Origin of the sequence: Bradyrhizobium sp. F1.13.3 (assembly GCF_040548265.1) — a bacterium.
Taxonomy (GTDB): domain Bacteria; phylum Pseudomonadota; class Alphaproteobacteria; order Rhizobiales; family Xanthobacteraceae; genus Bradyrhizobium.
In genome coordinates this window covers 180007-200164 of the sequence record NZ_JBEPRI010000005.1, presented here as the reverse complement: position 1 = coordinate 200164, position 20158 = coordinate 180007, and the positions used below count along the sequence as shown (strand labels likewise).

General features: G+C 62.8%; 32 protein-coding genes. All 32 read left to right on the top strand.

Annotation, left to right across the window (positions count from 1 at the left end; all coding sequences use genetic code 11):
• Nucleotides 1-9: 9 nt before the first annotated feature.
• The 32 genes from rpsG to ABIB66_RS16010 all read left to right on the top strand — a co-directional run bounded on the left by rpsG (nt 10) and on the right by ABIB66_RS16010 (nt 20153).
• Complete coding sequence (gene rpsG / locus ABIB66_RS16165; protein WP_007603009.1) at nt 10-480, top strand: 30S ribosomal protein S7; 471 nt, start codon at nt 10-12, stop codon at nt 478-480.
• A 30-nt stretch (nt 481-510) separates the two neighbouring features.
• On the top strand, nt 511-2583 hold the full coding sequence (gene fusA / locus ABIB66_RS16160; RefSeq protein WP_275168101.1) for an elongation factor G: 2073 nt from the start codon (nt 511-513) through the stop codon (nt 2581-2583).
• A gap of 40 nt (nt 2584-2623) precedes the next feature.
• Nucleotides 2624-3814: an elongation factor Tu gene (tuf, locus tag ABIB66_RS16155; RefSeq protein ID WP_007603012.1), complete on the top strand. Its 1191-nt coding sequence runs from the start codon at nt 2624-2626 to the stop codon at nt 3812-3814.
• Nucleotides 3815-3896: 82 nt separating this feature from the next.
• Nucleotides 3897-4205, top strand: coding sequence for a 30S ribosomal protein S10 (rpsJ, locus tag ABIB66_RS16150; RefSeq protein WP_002712302.1), 309 nt, complete (start codon nt 3897-3899; stop codon nt 4203-4205).
• Nucleotides 4206-4258: 53 nt separating this feature from the next.
• Nucleotides 4259-4972, top strand: a complete 714-nt coding sequence (rplC, locus tag ABIB66_RS16145) for a 50S ribosomal protein L3 (RefSeq protein ID WP_007603016.1) — start codon at nt 4259-4261, stop codon at nt 4970-4972.
• Between the two features lies 1 nt (nt 4973).
• Entirely contained in the window at nt 4974-5594 is a 621-nt protein-coding gene (rplD, locus tag ABIB66_RS16140; protein ID WP_211399436.1) for a 50S ribosomal protein L4, read from the top strand.
• Nucleotides 5591-5893 carry a 50S ribosomal protein L23 gene (locus ABIB66_RS16135; protein ID WP_007603019.1) on the top strand — a complete coding sequence of 101 codons (303 nt, stop codon included), beginning with the start codon at nt 5591-5593 and terminating at the stop codon, nt 5891-5893. The genes rplD and ABIB66_RS16135 overlap by 4 nt, the downstream gene beginning before the upstream one ends.
• 12 nt (nt 5894-5905) lie before the next feature.
• The gene (gene rplB, locus ABIB66_RS16130) at nt 5906-6739 is read left to right on the top strand and encodes a 50S ribosomal protein L2 (protein WP_247497529.1); all 834 of its coding nucleotides are present in this window, start codon (nt 5906-5908) and stop codon (nt 6737-6739) included.
• A gap of 12 nt (nt 6740-6751) precedes the next feature.
• Nucleotides 6752-7030, top strand: coding sequence for a 30S ribosomal protein S19 (gene rpsS, locus ABIB66_RS16125; RefSeq protein ID WP_007603021.1), 279 nt, complete (start codon nt 6752-6754; stop codon nt 7028-7030).
• A 10-nt stretch (nt 7031-7040) separates the two neighbouring features.
• Nucleotides 7041-7427, top strand: a complete 387-nt coding sequence (gene rplV / locus ABIB66_RS16120) for a 50S ribosomal protein L22 (RefSeq protein ID WP_007603022.1) — start codon at nt 7041-7043, stop codon at nt 7425-7427.
• 18 nt (nt 7428-7445) lie between these two features.
• A complete protein-coding gene (gene rpsC / locus ABIB66_RS16115) occupies nt 7446-8171 on the top strand; it encodes a 30S ribosomal protein S3 (protein ID WP_247497528.1) in 726 nt (241 codons plus the stop codon).
• A 32-nt stretch (nt 8172-8203) separates the two neighbouring features.
• Complete coding sequence (gene rplP, locus ABIB66_RS16110) at nt 8204-8617, top strand: 50S ribosomal protein L16 (protein ID WP_007603024.1); 414 nt, start codon at nt 8204-8206, stop codon at nt 8615-8617.
• Nucleotides 8618-8622: 5 nt separating this feature from the next.
• Nucleotides 8623-8829, top strand: coding sequence for a 50S ribosomal protein L29 (gene rpmC, locus ABIB66_RS16105; RefSeq protein WP_007603026.1), 207 nt, complete (start codon nt 8623-8625; stop codon nt 8827-8829).
• Between the two features lie 13 nt (nt 8830-8842).
• On the top strand, nt 8843-9091 hold the full coding sequence (gene rpsQ, locus ABIB66_RS16100) for a 30S ribosomal protein S17 (protein ID WP_007603028.1): 249 nt from the start codon (nt 8843-8845) through the stop codon (nt 9089-9091).
• A gap of 83 nt (nt 9092-9174) precedes the next feature.
• Nucleotides 9175-9543 (top strand): 50S ribosomal protein L14, encoded by a 369-nt coding sequence (gene rplN, locus ABIB66_RS16095; protein ID WP_007603030.1) that lies wholly within the window; start codon nt 9175-9177, stop codon nt 9541-9543.
• Nucleotides 9543-9857, top strand: coding sequence for a 50S ribosomal protein L24 (gene rplX / locus ABIB66_RS16090; protein WP_200520812.1), 315 nt, complete (start codon nt 9543-9545; stop codon nt 9855-9857). The genes rplN and rplX overlap by 1 nt, the downstream gene beginning before the upstream one ends.
• A complete protein-coding gene (gene rplE, locus ABIB66_RS16085) occupies nt 9850-10407 on the top strand; it encodes a 50S ribosomal protein L5 (protein ID WP_007603032.1) in 558 nt (185 codons plus the stop codon). The genes rplX and rplE overlap by 8 nt, the downstream gene beginning before the upstream one ends.
• 46 nt (nt 10408-10453) lie before the next feature.
• On the top strand, nt 10454-10759 hold the full coding sequence (rpsN, locus tag ABIB66_RS16080) for a 30S ribosomal protein S14 (RefSeq protein WP_275168100.1): 306 nt from the start codon (nt 10454-10456) through the stop codon (nt 10757-10759).
• A gap of 14 nt (nt 10760-10773) precedes the next feature.
• Nucleotides 10774-11172, top strand: coding sequence for a 30S ribosomal protein S8 (gene rpsH, locus ABIB66_RS16075; RefSeq protein WP_007603034.1), 399 nt, complete (start codon nt 10774-10776; stop codon nt 11170-11172).
• Between the two features lie 16 nt (nt 11173-11188).
• Nucleotides 11189-11722, top strand: a complete 534-nt coding sequence (gene rplF / locus ABIB66_RS16070) for a 50S ribosomal protein L6 (protein ID WP_007611603.1) — start codon at nt 11189-11191, stop codon at nt 11720-11722.
• An 11-nt stretch (nt 11723-11733) separates the two neighbouring features.
• Entirely contained in the window at nt 11734-12096 is a 363-nt protein-coding gene (gene rplR / locus ABIB66_RS16065; RefSeq protein ID WP_007603036.1) for a 50S ribosomal protein L18, read from the top strand.
• 47 nt (nt 12097-12143) lie between these two features.
• Nucleotides 12144-12731 (top strand): 30S ribosomal protein S5, encoded by a 588-nt coding sequence (gene rpsE, locus ABIB66_RS16060; RefSeq protein ID WP_007603037.1) that lies wholly within the window; start codon nt 12144-12146, stop codon nt 12729-12731.
• 25 nt (nt 12732-12756) lie between these two features.
• Nucleotides 12757-12963 (top strand): 50S ribosomal protein L30, encoded by a 207-nt coding sequence (gene rpmD / locus ABIB66_RS16055; protein WP_007603038.1) that lies wholly within the window; start codon nt 12757-12759, stop codon nt 12961-12963.
• Nucleotides 12964-13036: 73 nt separating this feature from the next.
• Nucleotides 13037-13522 carry a 50S ribosomal protein L15 gene (gene rplO / locus ABIB66_RS16050; protein WP_247497526.1) on the top strand — a complete coding sequence of 162 codons (486 nt, stop codon included), beginning with the start codon at nt 13037-13039 and terminating at the stop codon, nt 13520-13522.
• A 152-nt stretch (nt 13523-13674) separates the two neighbouring features.
• A complete protein-coding gene (gene secY, locus ABIB66_RS16045; protein ID WP_007611601.1) occupies nt 13675-15006 on the top strand; it encodes a preprotein translocase subunit SecY in 1332 nt (443 codons plus the stop codon).
• Nucleotides 15007-15271: 265 nt separating this feature from the next.
• Entirely contained in the window at nt 15272-16165 is an 894-nt protein-coding gene (locus ABIB66_RS16040; RefSeq protein ID WP_354209264.1) for an adenylate kinase, read from the top strand.
• A 186-nt stretch (nt 16166-16351) separates the two neighbouring features.
• Complete coding sequence (gene rpsM / locus ABIB66_RS16035; RefSeq protein WP_007611599.1) at nt 16352-16720, top strand: 30S ribosomal protein S13; 369 nt, start codon at nt 16352-16354, stop codon at nt 16718-16720.
• A 122-nt stretch (nt 16721-16842) separates the two neighbouring features.
• Nucleotides 16843-17232, top strand: coding sequence for a 30S ribosomal protein S11 (gene rpsK, locus ABIB66_RS16030; protein WP_007603045.1), 390 nt, complete (start codon nt 16843-16845; stop codon nt 17230-17232).
• Nucleotides 17233-17343: 111 nt separating this feature from the next.
• Nucleotides 17344-18375 carry a DNA-directed RNA polymerase subunit alpha gene (locus ABIB66_RS16025; RefSeq protein ID WP_007603046.1) on the top strand — a complete coding sequence of 344 codons (1032 nt, stop codon included), beginning with the start codon at nt 17344-17346 and terminating at the stop codon, nt 18373-18375.
• A gap of 120 nt (nt 18376-18495) precedes the next feature.
• Entirely contained in the window at nt 18496-18912 is a 417-nt protein-coding gene (gene rplQ, locus ABIB66_RS16020) for a 50S ribosomal protein L17 (protein ID WP_275168098.1), read from the top strand.
• 160 nt (nt 18913-19072) lie between these two features.
• Nucleotides 19073-19861, top strand: a complete 789-nt coding sequence (locus ABIB66_RS16015; RefSeq protein ID WP_354209265.1) for an SDR family NAD(P)-dependent oxidoreductase — start codon at nt 19073-19075, stop codon at nt 19859-19861.
• Between the two features lie 7 nt (nt 19862-19868).
• The gene (locus tag ABIB66_RS16010; RefSeq protein ID WP_502918324.1) at nt 19869-20153 is read left to right on the top strand and encodes a DUF1330 domain-containing protein; all 285 of its coding nucleotides are present in this window, start codon (nt 19869-19871) and stop codon (nt 20151-20153) included.
• Nucleotides 20154-20158: the final 5 nt, after the last annotated feature.

Here is a 20158-nt window from a genome sequence, read left to right as displayed (position 1 = left end):
ACCAGGTCCATGTCTCGTCGCCATTCTGCCGAAAAGCGCGAAGTCCTTCCCGATCCGAAGTTCGGGAACATCATCGTCACGAAGTTCATGAATTCGGTGATGTACGCCGGAAAGAAGTCGGTCGCCGAAGGTATCGTCTACGGCGCATTCGGCCTCATCGAAAGCAAGACCAAGCAGAACCCGCTCGGCGTGTTCGAGCAGGCACTCGAGAACGTCATGCCGACGATCGAAGTGCGCTCCCGCCGCGTCGGCGGCGCGACCTATCAGGTTCCGGTTGAAGTTCGCTCGGTGCGCCGTCAGGCGCTGGGCATTCGCTGGCTGATCTCGGCTGCGCGCGATCGCAACGAGAAGACGATGACCGAGCGGCTCTCTGCGGAGCTCCTGGACGCGTCGAACAACCGGGGTAACGCCGTCAAGAAGCGTGAAGACGTGCACCGGATGGCGGAAGCCAACCGCGCCTTCTCGCACTATCGCTGGTAACGGCGACACACGGAATCTAAGGAACACTCCATGCCCCGCGTTCATGCCATAGAGAACTACCGTAACTTCGGTATCATGGCGCATATCGATGCCGGCAAGACCACGACCACCGAGCGCATCCTCTATTACACAGGCAAGAGCCACAAGATCGGCGAAGTGCACGAAGGTGCCGCGACGATGGACTGGATGGAGCAGGAGCAGGAGCGCGGCATTACGATTACGTCGGCCGCGACCACCGCGTTCTGGGAAGGCAAGCGTCTCAACATCATCGACACTCCCGGCCACGTCGACTTCACCATCGAAGTCGAGCGCAGCCTGCGCGTGCTCGACGGCGCCGTGTGCGTGCTCGACTCGAACCAGGGCGTCGAGCCCCAGACCGAGACGGTCTGGCGCCAGGGCGACAAGTACAAGGTTCCGCGCATCGTCTTCGCCAACAAGATGGATAAGACCGGCGCCGACTTCTACAAGTGCATGCAGGATATCGTCGATCGCCTCGGCGCAAAGCCGATCGCGATCCAGCTTCCGATCGGCTCGGAGAACAACTTCAAGGGTCTGGTCGATCTCGTCCGCATGAAGGGCGTGGTCTGGGAAGAAGAGAAGCTCGACGCCAAGTTCGTCGACATCGATATTCCCGAGGACATGGTCGAGAAGGCCAAGGAATATCGCGAGAAGCTGTTGGAGGCGGCCGTCGAGCTCGACGACGACGTTCTCGCCGCTTACCTCGACGGCAATGAGCCCGATCAGGCGACGTTGAAGCGCTTGATCCGCAAGGCCGTGCTGACTGGCGCGTTCTTCCCGGTATTGTGCGGCTCGGCCTTCAAGAACAAGGGCGTGCAGCCTTTGCTCGACGCGGTCGTGGATTATCTGCCGTCGCCGGTTGACGTGCCCGCGATCAAGGGCGTCGATGAAGACGGCAACGAGGTCGTTCGCCGGCCCGACGACAAGGAGCCGCTGGCTCTGTTGGCGTTCAAGATCATGGACGACCCGTTCGTCGGCACCATCACCTTCTGCCGCATCTATTCCGGCACGCTGCTGTCGGGTACCGGCGTCATCAATTCGACGCGCGACCGCAAGGAACGCATCGGCCGCATGTTGCTGATGCATGCGAACAACCGCGAAGACATCAAGGAAGCCTATGCCGGCGACATCGTTGCACTGGCTGGCCTGAAGGAAGCCCGCACCGGTGACACGCTGTGCGATCCCGACAAGGCGGTGATCCTCGAAAAGATGGAATTCCCCGAGCCGGTCATCGAGATCGCGATCGAACCGAAGTCCAAAGCCGACCAGGAAAAGCTCGGCGTGGCGCTGGCGAAGCTCGCCGCGGAGGATCCGTCCTTCCGCGTGTCGACCGACCAGGAGTCCGGCCAGACCATCCTCAAGGGCATGGGCGAACTCCATCTCGACATCAAGGTCGACATTCTTCGCCGCACCTACAAGGTCGATGCCAACATCGGCGCGCCGCAGGTGGCGTTCCGTGAGCGCGTCACCAAGCGGGCCGAGGTCAAGTACACCCACAAGAAGCAGACCGGCGGTACCGGTCAGTTCGCGGAAGTGTCGATCGTGGTCGAGCCGAACGAGCCCGGCAAGGGTTACGAGTTCGAATCCAAGATCGTCGGCGGTGCGGTTCCGAAGGAATACATCCCCGGCGTCGAAAAGGGCCTCAACAGCGTGATGGGCTCCGGTGTCGTCGCGGGCTTCCCCGTGGTCGACGTCAAGGTTCAGCTCGTCGACGGCAAGTATCACGACGTCGACTCGTCGGCGCTCGCCTTCGAAATCGCTTCGCGTGCTGCATTCCGCGAAGCCTTGCAGAAGGGCAAGTCCGTCCTGCTCGAGCCGATCATGAAGGTCGAAGTGGTGACCCCGGAAGATTACACCGGATCGGTCATCGGCGACCTGAATTCCCGGCGCGGTCAGATCCAGGGTCAGGACATGCGCGGCAACGCCAACGTCATCAACGCGATGGTGCCGCTCATGAACATGTTCGGTTACGTGAATAACCTGCGCTCGATGAGCCAGGGTCGCGCAACCTTCACCATGCAGTTCGACCACTACGCAGAAGCGCCGGCCAACGTGTCGGCAGAAGTCCAGAAGAAGTTTGCCTGATTGTCGTCGGTCTCGAACTGACGATTGAACGGAGAGTCAAATGGCCAAAGCAAAGTTTGAACGTAACAAGCCGCACTGCAACATCGGCACCATCGGTCACGTCGACCATGGCAAGACGTCGCTGACCGCGGCGATCACCAAGGTCCTCGCCGAAGCCGGCGGTGCGACGTTCACGGCGTACGACCAGATCGACAAGGCGCCGGAAGAGAAGGCGCGCGGTATCACGATCTCGACGGCGCACGTCGAATACGAGACCAAGAACCGCCACTACGCGCACGTCGACTGCCCCGGCCACGCCGACTACGTGAAGAACATGATCACCGGCGCTGCCCAGATGGACGGTGCGATCCTGGTCGTGTCGGCCGCTGACGGTCCGATGCCGCAGACCCGCGAGCACATCCTGCTCGCCCGCCAGGTCGGCGTTCCCGCGCTCGTCGTGTTCCTCAACAAGTGCGACATGGTCGACGATCCGGAACTGCTCGAGCTCGTCGAGCTCGAGGTTCGCGAGCTGCTCTCGAAGTACGAATTCCCGGGCGACACTATCCCGATCATCAAGGGCTCGGCGCTCGCCGCTCTCGAAGATTCCGACAAGACCCTCGGCCATGAGGCCATCCTCGAGCTGATGAAGCAGGTCGACGCTTACATTCCGCAGCCGGAGCGTCCGGTCGACCTGCCGTTCCTGATGCCGGTTGAAGACGTGTTCTCGATCTCGGGTCGCGGCACCGTCGTGACCGGCCGTGTCGAGCGCGGCATCGTCAAGGTTGGCGAGGAAATCGAGATCGTCGGTCTGCGCGCCACGCAGAAGACCACGGTCACCGGCGTCGAAATGTTCCGCAAGCTGCTCGATCAGGGCCAGGCCGGCGACAACATCGGTGCGCTGCTTCGCGGTACCAAGCGTGAGGACGTCGAGCGCGGCCAGGTGCTGTGCAAGCCGGGTTCGGTCAAGCCGCACACCAAGTTCAAGGCTGAGGCCTACATCCTCACCAAGGAAGAGGGCGGTCGCCACACTCCGTTCTTCACCAACTACCGTCCGCAGTTCTACTTCCGCACCACCGACGTGACCGGTGTCGTGCATCTGCCGGAAGGCACCGAGATGGTGATGCCGGGCGACAACATCGCGATGGAAGTGCACCTGATCGTGCCGATCGCGATGGAAGAGAAGCTCCGCTTCGCAATCCGCGAAGGTGGCCGCACCGTCGGCGCCGGCGTCGTCGCCTCGATCATCGAGTAATTACGAGAATAGGGATCGGCGAATAGCGAATGTGACATTCGCTATTCGCTATTCGCCACCCCACTGAAGAAAGACCACGGCAATGAACGGCCAAAACATTCGCATCCGTCTCAAGGCGTTCGACCATCGTATCCTCGATACGTCGACCCGCGAGATCGTGAACACGGCGAAGCGCACCGGCGCGCAGGTCCGCGGACCCATTCCGCTGCCCACCCGCATCGAGAAGTTCACCGTCAACCGTTCGCCGCACGTCGACAAGAAGAGCCGCGAGCAGTTCGAGATGCGCACTCACAAGCGCCTGCTCGACATCGTCGATCCGACCCCGCAGACCGTCGATGCTTTGATGAAGCTCGACCTGGCCGCCGGTGTCGACGTCGAGATCAAGCTCTAAGATTTTTGGATCACGTTCGCCACTAGCGGACAGAAAGAACAGGAAGCACGCCGATGCGCTCCGGAGTGATCGCACAAAAGGTCGGGATGACGCGGGTCTTTACAGAGGCCGGCGAACATATCCCCGTGACCGTGCTGAAGCTCGGCAATTGCCAGGTCGTAGGCCACCGCACCGAAGAGAAAAACGGTTATGTCGCGCTCCAGCTTGGTTCTGGCAGCCGCAAGACCGTGTACATGCCCAAGGCGGAGCGCGGCCAGTTCGCGGTCGCCAAGGTCGAGCCGAAGCGGCAGGTCGAGGAGTTCCGCGTTTCCGCGGATCAGATGATCCCCGTCGGTGCCGAGATCCTGGCCGACCACTTTGTCGTCGGTCAGTTCGTCGACGTCACCGGCACCTCGGTCGGCAAGGGTTTTGCCGGCGGTATGAAGCGCTGGAACTTCGGCGGTCTGCGCGCCACCCACGGCGTCTCGGTCTCGCACCGTTCGATCGGTTCGACCGGTGGCCGTCAGGACCCGGGCAAGACCTGGAAGAACAAGAAGATGCCCGGTCACATGGGCGTCGACCGCATCACCACGCTCAACCTTCGGGTCGTCCAGCTCGATGTCGAGCGCGGCCTGATCCTCGTCGAAGGCGCCGTTCCCGGCTCCAAGGGCGGCTGGATCCGCGTGCGCGACGCCGTCAAGAAGCCGCTGCCGAAGGAAGCTCCGAAGCCCGGCAAGTTCAAGGTTGCTGGCGAAGCGGACGCTGCTCCGGCTGCGCAGGAGGCGTGAGATGGAATTGAAGGTCACGACCCTCGAAGGTAAGGAAGCCGGCTCGGTCCAGCTTTCCGACACCATTTTCGGCCTCGAGCCGCGCCAGGACATCATTGCACGTTGCGTGCAGTGGCAGCTCAACAAGCGCCAGGCCGGCACGCACAAGGCCAAGGGCCGCGCCGAGATCTGGCGCACCGGCAAGAAGATGTACAAGCAGAAGGGCACCGGTGGTGCTCGTCACGGTTCGGCCCGCGTGCCGCAGTTCCGCGGCGGTGGCCGTGCCTTCGGTCCGGTGGTGCGTTCGCACGCCACCGACCTGCCGAAGAAGGTCCGTGCGCTTGCCCTCAAGCATGCGCTCTCGGCCAAGGCCAAGGACGGCGATCTCGTCGTGATCGACAAGGCGGCGCTGGAAGCTGCCAAGACCAAGGCTCTGCTCGGTCATTTCTCCGGTCTGGGTTTGACCAACGCGCTGATCATCGACGGCGCCGAGCTCAACAACGGCTTCGCCGCTGCGGCCCGCAACATCCCGAACATGGACGTGCTGCCGATCCAGGGCATCAACGTTTATGACATCCTGCGCCGTCGGAAGCTTGTTCTGACCAAGGCCGCCATCGATGCGCTGGAGGCGCGCTTCAAATGACGAAGAACATCGAGCCTCGCCACTACGACGTGATCCTGTCGCCGGTCGTGACCGAAAAGGCCACGATCGCCTCGGAGCACAACAAGGTGCTGTTCAAGGTGGCCGCGAAGGCGACCAAGCCGCAGATCAAGGAAGCGATCGAGAAGCTGTTCGACGTCAAGGTCAAGAGTGTCAACACGCTGGTCCGCAAGGGCAAGACCAAGATCTTCCGCGGCAATCTCGGCTCGCAGTCGAACTCCAAGCGCGCGATCGTGACTCTCGAAGAGGGTCACCGGATCGACGTGACCACCGGTCTGTAAGGTCGTACGACGATGGCACTGAAGACATTCAATCCCACGACGCCGGGCCAGCGCCAGCTGGTCATGGTCGATCGTTCGGCGCTCTACAAGGGCAAGCCGGTCAAGGCGCTCACCGAAGGCAAGCACTCCTCCGGCGGCCGCAACAACACCGGTCGCATCACCGTGCGCTTCCGCGGCGGCGGTCATAAGCGGACATTGCGTACCGTCGATTTCAAGCGCGACAAGGTCGATGCGCCCGCGACGGTCGAGCGGCTGGAGTACGATCCGAACCGCACCGCGTTCATCGCGCTGGTCAAGTACGAAGACGGCACCCAGGCCTATATCCTGGCGCCGCAGCGTTTGGCCGTCGGTGATTCCGTCGTCGCCGGCAACTACGTCGACGTGAAGCCGGGCAATGTTATGCCGCTCGGCAACATGCCGGTCGGCACGATCATCCACAATATCGAGGTCAAGATCGGGAAGGGCGGCCAGCTCGCCCGTTCCGCGGGCACCTACGCCCAGCTGGTCGGTCGCGACCAGGACTACGTGATCGTCCGCCTGAACTCGGGCGAACAGCGCCTGGTGCACGGCCGTTGCCGCGGCACGATTGGCGCGGTGTCGAACCCGGATCACATGAACACGTCGATCGGCAAGGCCGGCCGCAACCGCTGGCTGGGCCGCAAGCCGCACAACCGCGGCGTTTCGATGAACCCGATCGACCATCCGCACGGCGGTGGTGAAGGTCGTACCTCGGGCGGTCGCCACCCGGTTACCCCGTGGGGCAAGCCGACCAAGGGCAAGAAGACCCGCTCCAACAAGTCGACCAACAAATTCATTCTCCTAAGCCGCCACAAGCGGAAGAAGTAAGGAACGCCGGACATGGTTCGTTCAGTCTGGAAAGGCCCGTTCGTCGAGGGTTCTCTGCTCAAGAAGGCAGATGCCGCGCGCTCGTCCGGCCGTCACGACGTCATCAAGATCTGGAGCCGTCGCTCGACGATCCTGCCGCAATTCGTCGGCCTGACCTTCGGCGTCTACAACGGTCAGAAGCACGTGCCGGTGGCGGTCAACGAGGAAATGGTCGGTCACAAGTTCGGCGAGTTCTCGCCGACCCGTACCTTCCATGGCCACTCCGGGGACAAGAAAGCCAAGAAGGCTTGAGGATTAAACGATGAGCAAACCTAAGCGCGAACGGAGCCTCGCCGAGAACGAGGCCAAGGCGGTCGCCCGGATGCTGCGGGTGAGCCCGCAGAAGCTCAACCTGGTCGCCCAGCTCATTCGCGGCCGGAAGGCGGCTGCTGCGCTCGCCGACCTGCAGTTTTCGCGCAAGCGGATCGCGGTTGACGTGAAGAAGTGCCTGGAATCGGCTATTGCCAACGCCGAGAACAACCACGACCTCGACGTCGACGATCTCGTCGTGGCACAGGCCTTCGTCGGCAACGGCCTCGTGATGAAGCGCTTTGCCGCCCGCGGCCGTGGCCGCTCGGGCCGTGTCTACAAACCATTTTCACAGCTGACGATCATCGTTCGTCAGGTCGAAGCCGCAGCAGCGGCTTAAGGGACGCAGGAGAACACGATGGGTCAAAAGATCAATCCGATCGGTCTGCGTCTTGGCATCAACCGGACTTGGGATTCCCGCTGGTTCGCCGGCAAGCAGGAATACGGCAAGCTGCTGCATGAGGACGTCAAGATCCGCGAGATCTTGCACAAGGAGCTCAAGCAGGCGGCCGTCGCCCGCATCGTGATCGAGCGTCCTCACAAGAAGTGCCGCGTCACCATCCACTCGGCTCGTCCGGGCGTGGTGATCGGCAAGAAGGGCGCCGACATCGACAAGCTGCGCAAGAAGGTCGCGGACATCACCTCGTCCGACGTTGTCATCAACATCGTCGAGATCCGCAAGCCGGAGCTCGATGCGACGCTGGTGGCCGAGTCGATCGCGCAGCAGCTGGAGCGCCGCGTCGCGTTCCGCCGCGCCATGAAGCGCGCCGTTCAGTCGGCGATGCGTCTCGGCGCGGAAGGCATCCGCATCAACTGCTCGGGACGTCTGGGCGGTGCGGAAATCGCGCGCATGGAGTGGTACCGCGAAGGTCGCGTGCCGCTACACACGCTGCGCGCAGACATCGACTACGGGGTTGCGACCGCGTTCACGACCTTCGGCACCTGCGGTGTCAAGGTCTGGATCTTCAAGGGCGAGATCCTCGAGCACGATCCGATGGCCCAGGACAAGAGAATGGCCGAGGGCGAGACTGGTGGCGGCGGCGATCGCGGCGGCCGGCAGCGCCGTGACAACGCTGCAGCCTGACGCCAGCACAGAGAATTTGAGGGCTTGAAGCCATGATGCAACCTAAGAAAACGAAGTTCCGGAAGGCGCATAAGGGCCGTATCCACGGCGTTGCGTCTTCGGGCGCGACGTTGGCGTTCGGCCAGTTCGGCCTGAAGGCAACCGAGCCTGAGCGCGTCACCGCGCGCCAGATCGAAGCCGCTCGCCGCGCGCTGACCCGCCACATGAAGCGCGCCGGCCGCGTCTGGATCCGCATTTTCCCCGACGTTCCCGTGTCGAAGAAGCCTGCCGAAGTCCGCATGGGTTCCGGCAAGGGTGCACCGGAATTGTGGGTCGCGCGCGTCAAGCCGGGCCGGGTGCTGTTCGAGATCGACGGCGTCAACACCCAGACGGCGCGTGAGGCGCTGACCCTGGCGGCAGCCAAGCTGCCGATCAAGACGCGCTTCGTCGAGCGCATTGCGGAGTAATGGCCATGGCCCAGATGAAAATCGAAGACATCCGCGCGTTGAGCCCCGATCAGCAGGATGACGCCATCCTGAACCTGAAGAAGGAGCGCTTCAACCTGCGCTTCCAGCGCGCCACCGGGCAGCTCGAGAACACCTCGCGCCTGCGCGAGGCCCGCCGTGACATCGCCCGGATCAAGACCGTCGCCGCGCAGACGCGCGCGAAGAAGAAGTAAGAGGCTTACGAAGATGCCGAAACGTACTTTGCAGGGCGTGGTCGTCAGCGACAAGCAAGCCAAGACCATCGTGGTGCGCGTCGATCGCCGCTTCACGCACCCGATCTACAAGAAGACGATCCGCCGTTCGAAGAACTACCACGCGCACGACGAGAGCAACGAGTTCAAGCCGGGCGACATGGTGTGGATCGAGGAATCGAAGCCGATTTCGAAGTTGAAGCGCTGGGTCGTGATCCGGGGCGAACACAAGAAAAGCGCCTGATCTGTTGGCTTTAGCCGACTGACTTCAGGGAAATGTTGAGCGCCGGCTGGGCTGGCGCAAATAGAAGAGGACGAGGTGCATCAATGATTCAGATGCAGACCAACCTCGACGTGGCCGATAATTCTGGCGCACGCCGTGTCATGTGTATCAAGGTGCTCGGGGGCTCCAAGCGCCGCTACGCCACGATCGGCGACATCATCGTTGTCTCGATCAAGGAAGCGATTCCGCGTGGCAAGGTGAAGAAGGGCGACGTGATGAAGGCCGTCGTGGTGCGCGTCCGCAAGGACATCCGCCGCGCCGACGGTTCGGTCATCCGCTTCGACCGCAACGCCGCCGTTCTGATCAACAATCAGTCCGAGCCGGTCGGCACCCGTATCTTCGGGCCCGTGCCGCGCGAGCTGCGCGCCAAGAACCACATGAAGATCATCTCGCTCGCGCCGGAGGTGCTGTAATGGCTGCGAAGATCCGCAAGGGCGATAAGGTCGTCGTGCTGACCGGCCGCGACAAGGGCCGCACCGGCGAGGTGTTCGAAGTGCGTCCCGACGCCGGTACCGCGCTGGTGCGCGGCGTCAACATGGTCAAGCGTCACCAGAAGCAGACGCAGGCCCAGGAGGGCGGCATCATCTCGAAAGAGTCGCCGATCCAACTGTCCAACATCGCGTATGTCGGCAAGGACGGGAAGCCGACCCGCGTCGGATTCAAGATTCTGGCGGACGGCAAGAAGGTCCGCATCGCCAAGAGCTCGGGAGCTGAGATCGATGGCTGAGGCCGCTTACACGCCGCGCCTGCGCGCGGAATACGACGCGAAGATCCGGACGGAAATGACCGAGAAGTTCGGTTATGAGAACGTCATGCAGGTTCCGCGGCTGGACAAGGTCGTGCTGAACATGGGCGTTGGCGATTCCGTCAACGACCGCAAGAAGGCAGAGAACGCCGCTGCGGAATTGACCCAGATCGCCGGCCAAAAGGCGATCGTGACCTATTCGCGGATCGCGATCGCGACCTTCAAGTTGCGTGAGAACCAGCCGATCGGCTGCAAGGTCACGCTGCGCAAGGCTCGCATGTACGAGTTCATCGACCGCCTGGTGACGGTCGCGCTGCCGCGCGTCCGCGACTTCCGCGGCTTGAACCCGAAGAGCTTCGATGGCCGCGGCAACTACTCGCTCGGTCTCAAGGAACACATCATTTTCCCCGAGATCGACTTCGACAAGGTCACGGAATCCCGCGGTATGGACATCACCGTCTGCACCACGGCCAAGACCGACGACGAGGCGAGGGCCTTGTTGACCGCTTTCAATTTCCCGTTCCGGCAGTGAGACGCTGACCTAAAGCCTCTCAAACGCGGATACCCAGGAGCCAAGCATGGCAAAGAAGAGTTCAATCGAGAAGAACAACCGGCGCAAGCGGATGGCGAAGAACGCCGCCCCGAAGCGCGAGCGGTTGAAGGCGATCATCGCCGACAAGTCGCTGCCGATGGAGGAGCGGTTCGCCGCGACCCTGAAGCTGGCGGAAATGCCGCGCAACTCGTCGGCGACCCGCATCCGCCTGCGTTGCGAGCTGACGGGCCGCCCGCGTTCGAACTACCGCAAGAACAAGCTGTCCCGTATCGCGCTGCGTGACCTTGGCTCCAGGGGCATGGTCCCGGGCCTCGTGAAGTCCAGCTGGTAAGGAGGGTCGTTTAAATGTCTACGCACGATCCAATCAGCGATCTGATCACCCGCATCCGCAACGCGCAGATGCGCTCCAAGAACAAGGTCTCCACGCCTGGCTCGAAGATGCGCGAGAATGTTCTCGAGGTGCTGAAGAGCGAAGGCTACATCCGCGGTTACGCCACACTCGAGCACTCCTCGGGCCGCAGCGAGATCGAGATTGAGCTGAAGTATTTCGACGGCGAGCCCGTTATCCGCGAGATCGAGCGTGTCTCCAAGCCCGGGCGTCGCGTTTACGCCTCGGTGAAGAACCTGCCGCGGGTCAATAACGGACTCGGCATTTCGGTGTTGTCGACGCCGAAGGGAATCATGGCTGACCACAGTGCGCGTGAAGCGAACGTGGGCGGCGAAGTTCTCTTCACGGTGTTCTGAGAAGGATTTTTGATCCATGTCACGTGTTGGCAAAAGGCCGGTAGCGGTGCCGTCGGGTGTGACCGCGACCGTCGACGGGCAGACCGTCAAGATGAAGGGGCCGAAGGGCCAGCTTCAGTTCGTCGTCCATAGCGACGTCGAGGTGAAGCTCGACAACGGCCAGGTCAAGGTGAACCCGCGGGTCGAGACCAACCGCGCGCGGGCCCTGTACGGGACCGCTCGCGCCCAGGTCGCGAATCTGGTCGAAGGCGTCACCAAGGGTTTCGAGAAGAAGCTCGAAATCACCGGCGTCGGTTATCGCGCCGCGCTGCAGGGCAAGAACCTGCAGCTCGCGCTCGGCTACAGCCACGATGTGGTCTACGCGATCCCGGAAGGGATCACGATCACCGTGCCGAAGCCGACCGAGATCACGGTGACCGGCAGCGACATTCAGCGCGTCGGCCAGGTCGCCGCCGAGATTCGCTCCTATCGTCCGCCGGAACCCTACAAGGGCAAGGGCGTGAAGTATGTTGGCGAATTCATCTTCCGCAAGGAAGGCAAGAAGAAGTAACGGAGCCGGTCATGTCGAAAGCCAAGGTTACGAATGCCCGGCGCAAGCGCAGTGTACGACTGAAGCTGCGCCGCTCGGGTGGCGGCCGTCCGCGCCTGTCGGTGTTCCGCTCGTCCAAGCACATCTATGCCCAGGTCATCGACGACCTGAAGGGCGAGACGCTTGCCTCTGCCTCGTCGCTCGAGAAGTCGATGCGCGATGGCGGCAAGACCGGCGCCGACATCGATGCGGCGAAGGCGGTCGGCAAGCTGCTGGCCGAGCGCGCCGCCGAGAAGGGTGTCAAGGAAGTCGTGTTCGATCGCGGCAGCTATCTCTATCACGGGCGCGTCAAGGCTCTTGCCGACGCGGCGCGTGAGAGCGGGCTGAGCTTCTAACAGAATTTGAGGATTGAGGCGTAAGCCTCTGAAGGACTGGAAAAACCATGGCAGAACGCGAACAACGTGGTGGACGCGATCAACGCGGCGGCGGACGTGAACGCAGGGAAGAGCGCGACAGCGAGTTCGTCGACAAGCTCGTCCACATCAATCGCGTCGCCAAGGTCGTCAAGGGCGGCAAGCGCTTCGGTTTCGCAGCGCTGGTCGTGATCGGCGACCAGAAGGGCCGCGCCGGCTTCGGTCACGGCAAGGCGCGCGAAGTGCCCGAGGCGATCCGCAAGGCAACCGAATCCGCCAAGCGCAACCTCACCCGCGTGTCGCTGCGCGAGGGCCGCACGCTGCATCACGACATCGCCGGCCGTCATGGCGCGGGCCGTGTTTACCTGCGCGCAGCTCCGGCCGGCACCGGCATCATCGCCGGCGGTCCGATGCGCGCCGTGTTCGAGACGCTCGGCGTCCAGGACGTGGTTGCGAAGTCGATCGGCTCGTCGAACCCGTACAACATGGTTCGCGCGACGTTCGATGCGCTGAAGCATCAGGATTCGCCGCGCTCGGTCGCTGCCCGCCGCAACATCAAGGTGTCCACCCTCCAGTCCCGCCGTATCGGTGGCGACGCCGAGGCGGTTGCCGAATAACGCAAGCTTTTCGGAGTAGACGCCCATGGCCAAGAGTGCCGTTACGACCGCAAAGACGATCAAGATCGAGCAGACCGGCAGCGCGATCCGCCGCCATCACTCGCAGCGCTCGACGCTGATCGGGCTCAAGCTCAACAAGATCGGCCGCACCAGCGAACTGCCGGACACCCCGGCGGTGCGCGGCATGATCTTGAAAGTTCACCATCTCGTTCGCATCGTCGACGAGAAGTAAGCAAAGGCGCACGATCCCGAAGCGGGGACCCGTTTTCGGTGAAGGTCATGCGCAGGAAACAAGGAGCAGGGCGATGAAGCTCAGCGATATCGCCGACAATGCCGGCTCGCGCAAGAAGCGTATGCGCGTCGGCCGCGGCATTGGTTCGGGCAAGGGCAAGCAGGCCGGCCGCGGTGGCAAGGGCCAGACCGCGCGTTCGGGCGTGCGCATCAAGGGTTTCGAAGGCGGCCAGATGCCCTTGCATCGCCGTCTGCCCAAGCGCGGCTTCAACAACATCTTCCGCATCGAGTTCGCCGAGATCAATCTCGACCGGCTCCAGGACGCGGTCGATGCCAAGAAGATCGACACCGGCAGCGTCGTGAACGTCGAATCCCTGGTCAAGGCCGGCGTGCTGCGCCGCGCCAAGGGCGGCCTGCGGCTGCTCGGCCGCGGCGAGTTCAAGGCCAAGCTCAACATCGAAGTGCACGGCGCCTCGAAGACCGCAATCGCGGCAGTCGAGAAGGCCGGCGGCTCGGTGAAGATCCTCGCGCCTGCCAAGGAAGAAGGCGAGGCGGCGTAACAACTGCGTCATCGGCCCGCAGCTCGCGGGCCTTTACGCATGCGGGACGATGGACTTATCGAAGCCGTAGCCCCAGATAATGTCCGGTGTCCGGTATAATGTAGCCCGGCCGCGGGCATGACGGCGCAATAAGCGGCGGGAGAAAGTCCAAGATGGCCTCTGCAGCGGAACAACTGGCAGCCAATCTCAATTTCGGTGCGTTTGCCAAGGCCGACGAACTGAAGAAGCGCATCTGGTTCACCCTGGGTGCGCTGCTCGTTTATCGGCTCGGGACCTACATCCCGCTGCCCGGCATCGATCCCAACATCTGGGAGCAGGTGTTCCGCTCCCAGGCGGGCGGCATCCTCGGCATGTTCAACATGTTCGCCGGCGGCGGCATTCACCGCATGGCGATCTTTGCGCTGAACATCATGCCGTACATCTCGGCCTCCATCATCATCCAGCTCCTGACCACCGTCTCGCCGCAGCTCGAGGCGCTGAAGAAGGAAGGCGAGTCCGGCCGCAAGCTGCTGAACCAGTACACCCGTTATCTCACGGTGATCCTGGCCGCGTTCCAGTCCTACGGCATCGCGGTAGGCCTCGAAGGCGCAGGCAACGTCGTCAGCGACCCCGGCATGTTCTTCCGTCTGTCCACGGCGATCACGCTGACCGGCGGCACCATGTTCCTGATGTGGCTGGGCGAGCAGATCACCTCGCGCGGCATCGGCAACGGCATTTCCCTTATCATTCTCTCCGGCATCGTCGCCGAGCTGCCCGCGGCGCTCGCCAACATGCTCGAGCTCGGCCGTCAGGGTGCGATGTCGACGGGCCTGATTCTGGTCGTCATCATCATGGCGGTGGCCGTGATCGCCTTCATCGTGTTCGTGGAGCGCGCCCAGCGCCGGCTCTTGATCCAGTATCCGAAGCGCCAGGTCGGCAACAAGATGTTCGAGGGGCAGTCCTCGCATCTGCCGCTCAAGCTCAACACCTCGGGCGTGATCCCGCCGATCTTCGCGTCCTCGCTGCTGCTGCTGCCGACCACGGTCGCGAACTTCAACGCGGGCAGCGGGCCGGAATGGTTCCAGTGGATCAACACCCAGCTCGGCCACGGCCGTCCGCTGTTCCTGATCATGTATCTGGCGCTGATCGTGTTCTTCGCCTTCTTCTACACCGCGATCGTGTTCAATCCGACCGAGACCGCGGACAATCTGAAGAAGCACGGCGGCTTCATTCCGGGCATCCGTCCGGGCGAGCGTACCGCGGAATATATCGACTACGTGCTGTCGCGCATCACTGTGCTCGGCGCGGTCTATCTGGCGATCGTCTGCTTGATTCCGGAAATCCTGATCTCCTACGCGTCGGTGCCGTTCTACTTTGGCGGCACGTCGCTGCTGATCGTCGTCAGCGTCACCATGGACACGGTGGCGCAGGTGCAGGGCTATCTCCTGGCGCATCAGTACGAAGGCCTGATCCGGAAGTCGAAGCTGCGCGGCCGCCGCCGTTAAGCGCGGCGTCCCCTCGGGCGGCGCAATTGCGCCGCCGATTCGCCGCGCGTGCAACGCGCGCGGACGGCGAGCCGGGCATTCGGTCGCCTCGACAGAGCCGCTCTTACTGTCGTGCAAGCACTGATCTCAAAGGCTTCTTGGCGTCCGGCCATTTGCTCCCCTATGATATGGGTAGCGGTGCGGCGCTGATTATGATTTGCACTGTAGCTGGACTTCAAAACACGGGCGCGCGACGCATCGCGCACCAATCGGGGGGCGTACGCCGATGAGAATTATACTTCTGGGGCCGCCGGGATCGGGCAAGGGCACCCAGGCGCAGCTGCTTGTGCAGCGCTATGGTATCGTCCAACTCTCGACCGGCGAGATGTTGCGTGCAGCGGTGGCGGCCGGAACGCCGGTCGGTCTCAAGGCCAAGGAGATCATGGCCAGCGGCGGTCTCGTGCCCGACGATGTCGTGGTCGGAATCATCTCCGATCGAATCGATCAGCCGGATGCCAAAAACGGTTTCATCCTCGACGGTTTCCCGCGGACCGTGCCGCAGGCCGAGGCGCTGGATGAGCTGCTCAAGCACAAGCACCTCAAGCTCGACGCCGTGATCGAGCTCCGCGTCAACGAGAGCGCGCTCCTGAACCGTGTCGAGACCCGCGTCGCCCAGATGCGCGAGCGCGGGGAGGAGGTCCGGCTCGACGACACCCCGGAGGTCCTAACCAAGCGGTTAGCCAGCTACCGCAACCAGACGGAGCCGCTGATTCACTACTATTCCGAGCGGCGGAAGCTCTCGACCATCGACGGCATGATGGCCATCGACGAGGTCACCCGCGCCATCCATCGCCAGCTCCTGGCGCTCGGGGCGGTCGAGCCCAAGACTCATGGCAAGACCCGCGCCCGCAGCGCGGCCAAGGCCGCCCCGGCTAAAAAGGCCAAGGCGGCGACGAAATCGGCTAAAAAGCCGACGAAGACGGCCAAAAAGGCCGCCAAATCCAAGAAGGCGGCTAAAAAGACCGTGACGGGTCCCAAGAAGGCGGCCAAGAAAACCGGCAAGAAAGCCGCCAAGAAGGCAGGGAAGAAGAAGGCAGCCAAAAAGACCGCAAAGAAGGCTGTCAAAAAAGGTGCCAAAAAGGCCGCAAAAAAGGTCACGAAAAAGCGAGCTAAGCGCTAGCAGCGGTTGACGAAAGCCCCCTGAATCCCCTAATAAGCCCCGCATCCAAGTCGGATAGTTTCAAACGATGCCGGGCCCCAGGAAGACCAGGGGTGGGCGTCGTGTTCGCGTTTGTGAACACCTGCCCGAGAAACCAGCACTTAAAGCGCGATTCCTGACGAGGAATCGGCGACAGGAGAGAAGGCCGTGGCCCGTATTGCCGGCGTGAACATCCCGACCAACAAGCGCGTGCTGATCGCGCTCCAGTACATCCATGGCATCGGCCAGAAGATCGCCGGTGAGATCATGGAGAAGGTCAAGATCCCAGACGATCGTCGGGTCAATCAGCTCAGCGACGCCGAAGTGCTTCAGATCCGCGAAGTGATCGACCGCGACTATCTCGTCGAGGGCGATTTGCGTCGTGAGGTCGGCATCAACATCAAGCGTCTGATGGACCTCGGCTGCTACCGCGGCCTGCGCCATCGTCGCGGTCTGCCGGTGCGTGGCCAGCGTACCCACACCAACGCGCGCACGCGCAAGGGTCCGGCCAAGGCCATCGCCGGCAAGAAGAAGTAAGTTTTCGCATCCAATCACGGCGTGTGGCGAAAGGGGATGACCCGTTCGCCACGCGCCTTTCGTTCCACAGGTGTAGCCGCTGGCATTACGGCGGCGTTTGAGATCTTCAGGAAAGGTAGTCTATGGGCAAGGAAGCCACCCGCGTTCGTCGTCGTGAGCGCAAGAACATCGCCTCCGGCGTCGCGCACGTGAACTCGTCGTTCAACAACACGACCATCACCATCACCGACGCGCAGGGCAACACGATTGCCTGGTCCTCCGCCGGCACGATGGGCTTCAAGGGCTCGCGCAAGTCGACCCCGTATGCCGCACAGGTTGCCGCCGAGGACGTGTCGAAGAAGGCGCAGGAGCACGGCATGCGCACGCTGGAAGTCGAAGTCGCCGGTCCCGGTTCGGGCCGCGAATCGGCGCTCCGGGCGCTCCAGGCCGCGGGCTTCACCGTCACCTCGATCCGTGATGTGACCACGATCCCGCACAACGGTTGCCGTCCCCGCAAGCGTCGGCGCGTTTGATACCAAATTGCGGGCGCATTGGCGCCCGCAATGATTTTTTGCAAAGCCGTGGAAATGATCTGCGGCCTTTCTCCAACGCCAGTGCCTGCAACAGCAGTCTGACTGGCCTGTATGGGTGAAACAGTGACGATCCAGAAAAATTGGCAAGAACTGATTCGGCCGAACAAGCTGCAGGTACAGCCCGGCAGCGATCCGACCCGTTTCGCGACCATCGTCGCCGAACCGCTCGAGCGCGGCTTCGGCCAGACGCTCGGCAACGCGCTGCGCCGCATCCTGCTGTCCTCGCTCCAGGGCGCGGCGGTGCAGTCGGTGCACATCGACGGCGTGCTGCACGAGTTCTCCTCGATCGCGGGCGTCCGTGAGGACGTCACCGACATCGTGCTCAACATCAAGGACATCTCGATCAAGATGCAGGGCGAAGGCCCCAAGCGCATGGTCGTCAAGAAGTCCGGCCCGGGCGTCGTCACCGCCGGCGACATCCAGACCGTGGGCGACGTCGTCGTGCTCAATCCCGACCTGCAGATCTGCACGCTCGACGAGGGCGCCGAGATCCGCATGGAGTTCACGGTCGCAACCGGCAAGGGCTACGTTCCCGCCGAGCGCAACCGCCCCGAGGACGCGCCGATCGGCCTGATCCCGGTCGACAGCCTGTACTCGCCGGTCCGCAAGGTCTCCTACAAAGTCGAGAACACCCGCGAGGGCCAGATCCTCGACTACGACAAGCTGACCATGACAATCGAGACCAACGGCGCGCTGACGCCGGATGATTCCGTGGCCTACGCCGCGCGCATCCTGCAGGATCAGCTCAACGTGTTCGTCAACTTCGAAGAGCCGCGCAAGGAAGTCGCCCAGGAGATCATCCCGGACCTCGCCTTCAACCCGGCCTTCCTCAAGAAGGTGGACGAGCTCGAGCTGTCGGTGCGTTCGGCCAATTGCTTGAAGAACGACAACATCGTCTACATCGGCGACCTCGTGCAGAAGAGCGAAGCGGAAATGCTCCGCACTCCGAACTTCGGCCGCAAGTCGCTGAACGAGATCAAGGAAGTGCTGGCCCAGATGGGTCTGCACCTCGGCATGGAAGTGCCGGGCTGGCCGCCGGAGAATATCGACGAGCTCGCCAAGCGCTTCGAGGATCACTACTGATCCGAACGACAACAGGCTAAGGCGCGAATTCATCGCGCCTTAGCGGGCGAACGCAGGCAGCCCACCTGAGCAACTGGTCCGACGAACCGTCGCGACGAATGAAATTCAAGGAATCAAAAAATGCGTCACGGCAAGGTTCATCGTAAGCTCAACCGCACCGCCGAGCATCGCCGCGCGATGTTCGCCAACATGTGCGCCGCGCTGATCAAGCACGAGCAGATCGTCACCACGCTGCCGAAGGCGAAGGAATTGCGTCCGATCGTCGAGAAGCTGATTACCCTCGGCAAGAAGGGCGGGCTGGCCATGCGCCGCCAGGCCATCTCCGAGATGCGCGACAAGGATCAGGTCCGGAAGCTGTTCGACACGCTCGCGCCCCGCTACAAGGATCGCCAGGGCGGCTACACCCGCATCATCAAGGCCGGCTTCCGCTACGGCGACAACGCCGCGATGGCCGTGATCGAGTTCGTCGATCGTGACGTTGATGCCAAGGGCCAGGACTCCGGTCCGGTGCAGGAAAAGGAAGCCGAGGCGGCGTAAGCCGACCGGTAGAGAGTTTTCAGAAAGCGGCGCCTTCGGGCGCCGCTTTTTTATTGGCCGTCCTCGTTCGTTAGGTCCCGTCCCTCACGCGTCGGTGAGTGCCGATTGCTATCGTGCCGGTAGCGCCCAATATCTCCGTCAGCATCAACGGAGATCACGCATGAACATCGACCTTTCCGGAAAGACCGCCCTCGTCACCGGCTCGACCGCCGGTATCGGCCACGCCATCGCCAAGGGCCTTGCCGGCTCGGGTGCGAGCGTCGTGATCAACGGACGCGGCCAGGACAAGGTCGATGCGGCCGTGCGCAAGCTGGAGGGAGCGGGGGCCAAGGTCCGCGGCATCGCCGCCGATGTCTCGACCGCTGCCGGCTGCAAGGCGCTGGCCGCGGCGCTGCCAGACGTCGACATCCTCATCAACAATGCCGGCATCTTCGAGCCGAAAGACTTTTTCGACATTCCGGACGAGGACTGGAGCCGCTTCTTCGAGGTCAACGTGATGAGCGGCGTGCGTCTCTCGCGCGCGTATATGAAGGGCATGCTCAAGCGCAACTGGGGCCGAGTCGTCTTCATCTCCTCGGAGTCCGGGCTCAACATTCCCGTCGAGATGATCCACTACGGTATGAGCAAGACGGCGCAGCTCTCGGTCGCGCGCGGCCTGGCGCAGCTCACACGCGGCACCGGCGTCACGGTCAATTCCGTGCTGCCGGGCCCGACCATGTCGGAGGGCGTGGAGACGTTCGTGAAGGATCTTGCCAAGCAGAACGGCCAGTCGGTCGATGAGGCCGCGGCCAATTTCGTCAAACAGCATCGCCCAAGCTCGCTGCTCCAGCGCTTCGCCAGCGTCGACGAAATCGCCAACATGGTGGTCTATGTCGCCTCGAAGGAAGCGTCCGCAACCAACGGTGCGGCGCTGCGCGCGGAAGGCGGCATCGTCAACACGATTGCCTGAGGCTTATGTGATCTCGGAGGTCGAGGCGCGCGATCAGGCCGCGATGGAGGCCTATCGCGGCTTGGCGGCGCAAACCATCGCGCAATATGGCGGCCGCTACCTCGCGCGCGGCGGTGCCGCTGAGGTGGTGGAGGGCGGCCCGCCGCCCAAGACCATCATCATCGTAGAGTTTCCCTCGATCGAACGCGCGCGCGAATGGTACGCGTCGCCGGAATATGCGGCGGCGCTCAAACTGCGGCGGACCGCGCTGGAGCGGCGGTTGATGTTCGTTGAAGGCGTGGTTCCCGTCTAGCTGGT

Bases quoted from the DNA above. Each gene is read 5' to 3' on its own strand.
- rpsG (WP_007603009.1), top strand. From the start codon at position 10: ATGTCTCGTCGCCATTCTGCCGAAAAGCGCGAAGTCCTTCCCGATCCG.
- fusA (WP_275168101.1), top strand. From the start codon at position 511: ATGCCCCGCGTTCATGCCATAGAGAACTACCGTAACTTCGGTATCATG.
- tuf (WP_007603012.1), top strand. From the start codon at position 2,624: ATGGCCAAAGCAAAGTTTGAACGTAACAAGCCGCACTGCAACATCGGC.
- rpsJ (WP_002712302.1), top strand. From the start codon at position 3,897: ATGAACGGCCAAAACATTCGCATCCGTCTCAAGGCGTTCGACCATCGT.
- rplC (WP_007603016.1), top strand. From the start codon at position 4,259: ATGCGCTCCGGAGTGATCGCACAAAAGGTCGGGATGACGCGGGTCTTT.
- rplD (WP_211399436.1), top strand. From the start codon at position 4,974: ATGGAATTGAAGGTCACGACCCTCGAAGGTAAGGAAGCCGGCTCGGTC.
- ABIB66_RS16135 (WP_007603019.1), top strand. From the start codon at position 5,591: ATGACGAAGAACATCGAGCCTCGCCACTACGACGTGATCCTGTCGCCG.
- rplB (WP_247497529.1), top strand. From the start codon at position 5,906: ATGGCACTGAAGACATTCAATCCCACGACGCCGGGCCAGCGCCAGCTG.
- rpsS (WP_007603021.1), top strand. From the start codon at position 6,752: ATGGTTCGTTCAGTCTGGAAAGGCCCGTTCGTCGAGGGTTCTCTGCTC.
- rplV (WP_007603022.1), top strand. From the start codon at position 7,041: ATGAGCAAACCTAAGCGCGAACGGAGCCTCGCCGAGAACGAGGCCAAG.
- rpsC (WP_247497528.1), top strand. From the start codon at position 7,446: ATGGGTCAAAAGATCAATCCGATCGGTCTGCGTCTTGGCATCAACCGG.
- rplP (WP_007603024.1), top strand. From the start codon at position 8,204: ATGATGCAACCTAAGAAAACGAAGTTCCGGAAGGCGCATAAGGGCCGT.
- rpmC (WP_007603026.1), top strand. From the start codon at position 8,623: ATGGCCCAGATGAAAATCGAAGACATCCGCGCGTTGAGCCCCGATCAG.
- rpsQ (WP_007603028.1), top strand. From the start codon at position 8,843: ATGCCGAAACGTACTTTGCAGGGCGTGGTCGTCAGCGACAAGCAAGCC.
- rplN (WP_007603030.1), top strand. From the start codon at position 9,175: ATGATTCAGATGCAGACCAACCTCGACGTGGCCGATAATTCTGGCGCA.
- rplX (WP_200520812.1), top strand. From the start codon at position 9,543: ATGGCTGCGAAGATCCGCAAGGGCGATAAGGTCGTCGTGCTGACCGGC.
- rplE (WP_007603032.1), top strand. From the start codon at position 9,850: ATGGCTGAGGCCGCTTACACGCCGCGCCTGCGCGCGGAATACGACGCG.
- rpsN (WP_275168100.1), top strand. From the start codon at position 10,454: ATGGCAAAGAAGAGTTCAATCGAGAAGAACAACCGGCGCAAGCGGATG.
- rpsH (WP_007603034.1), top strand. From the start codon at position 10,774: ATGTCTACGCACGATCCAATCAGCGATCTGATCACCCGCATCCGCAAC.
- rplF (WP_007611603.1), top strand. From the start codon at position 11,189: ATGTCACGTGTTGGCAAAAGGCCGGTAGCGGTGCCGTCGGGTGTGACC.
- rplR (WP_007603036.1), top strand. From the start codon at position 11,734: ATGTCGAAAGCCAAGGTTACGAATGCCCGGCGCAAGCGCAGTGTACGA.
- rpsE (WP_007603037.1), top strand. From the start codon at position 12,144: ATGGCAGAACGCGAACAACGTGGTGGACGCGATCAACGCGGCGGCGGA.
- rpmD (WP_007603038.1), top strand. From the start codon at position 12,757: ATGGCCAAGAGTGCCGTTACGACCGCAAAGACGATCAAGATCGAGCAG.
- rplO (WP_247497526.1), top strand. From the start codon at position 13,037: ATGAAGCTCAGCGATATCGCCGACAATGCCGGCTCGCGCAAGAAGCGT.
- secY (WP_007611601.1), top strand. From the start codon at position 13,675: ATGGCCTCTGCAGCGGAACAACTGGCAGCCAATCTCAATTTCGGTGCG.
- ABIB66_RS16040 (WP_354209264.1), top strand. From the start codon at position 15,272: ATGAGAATTATACTTCTGGGGCCGCCGGGATCGGGCAAGGGCACCCAG.
- rpsK (WP_007603045.1), top strand. From the start codon at position 16,843: ATGGGCAAGGAAGCCACCCGCGTTCGTCGTCGTGAGCGCAAGAACATC.
- ABIB66_RS16025 (WP_007603046.1), top strand. From the start codon at position 17,344: ATGGGTGAAACAGTGACGATCCAGAAAAATTGGCAAGAACTGATTCGG.
- rplQ (WP_275168098.1), top strand. From the start codon at position 18,496: ATGCGTCACGGCAAGGTTCATCGTAAGCTCAACCGCACCGCCGAGCAT.
- ABIB66_RS16015 (WP_354209265.1), top strand. From the start codon at position 19,073: ATGAACATCGACCTTTCCGGAAAGACCGCCCTCGTCACCGGCTCGACC.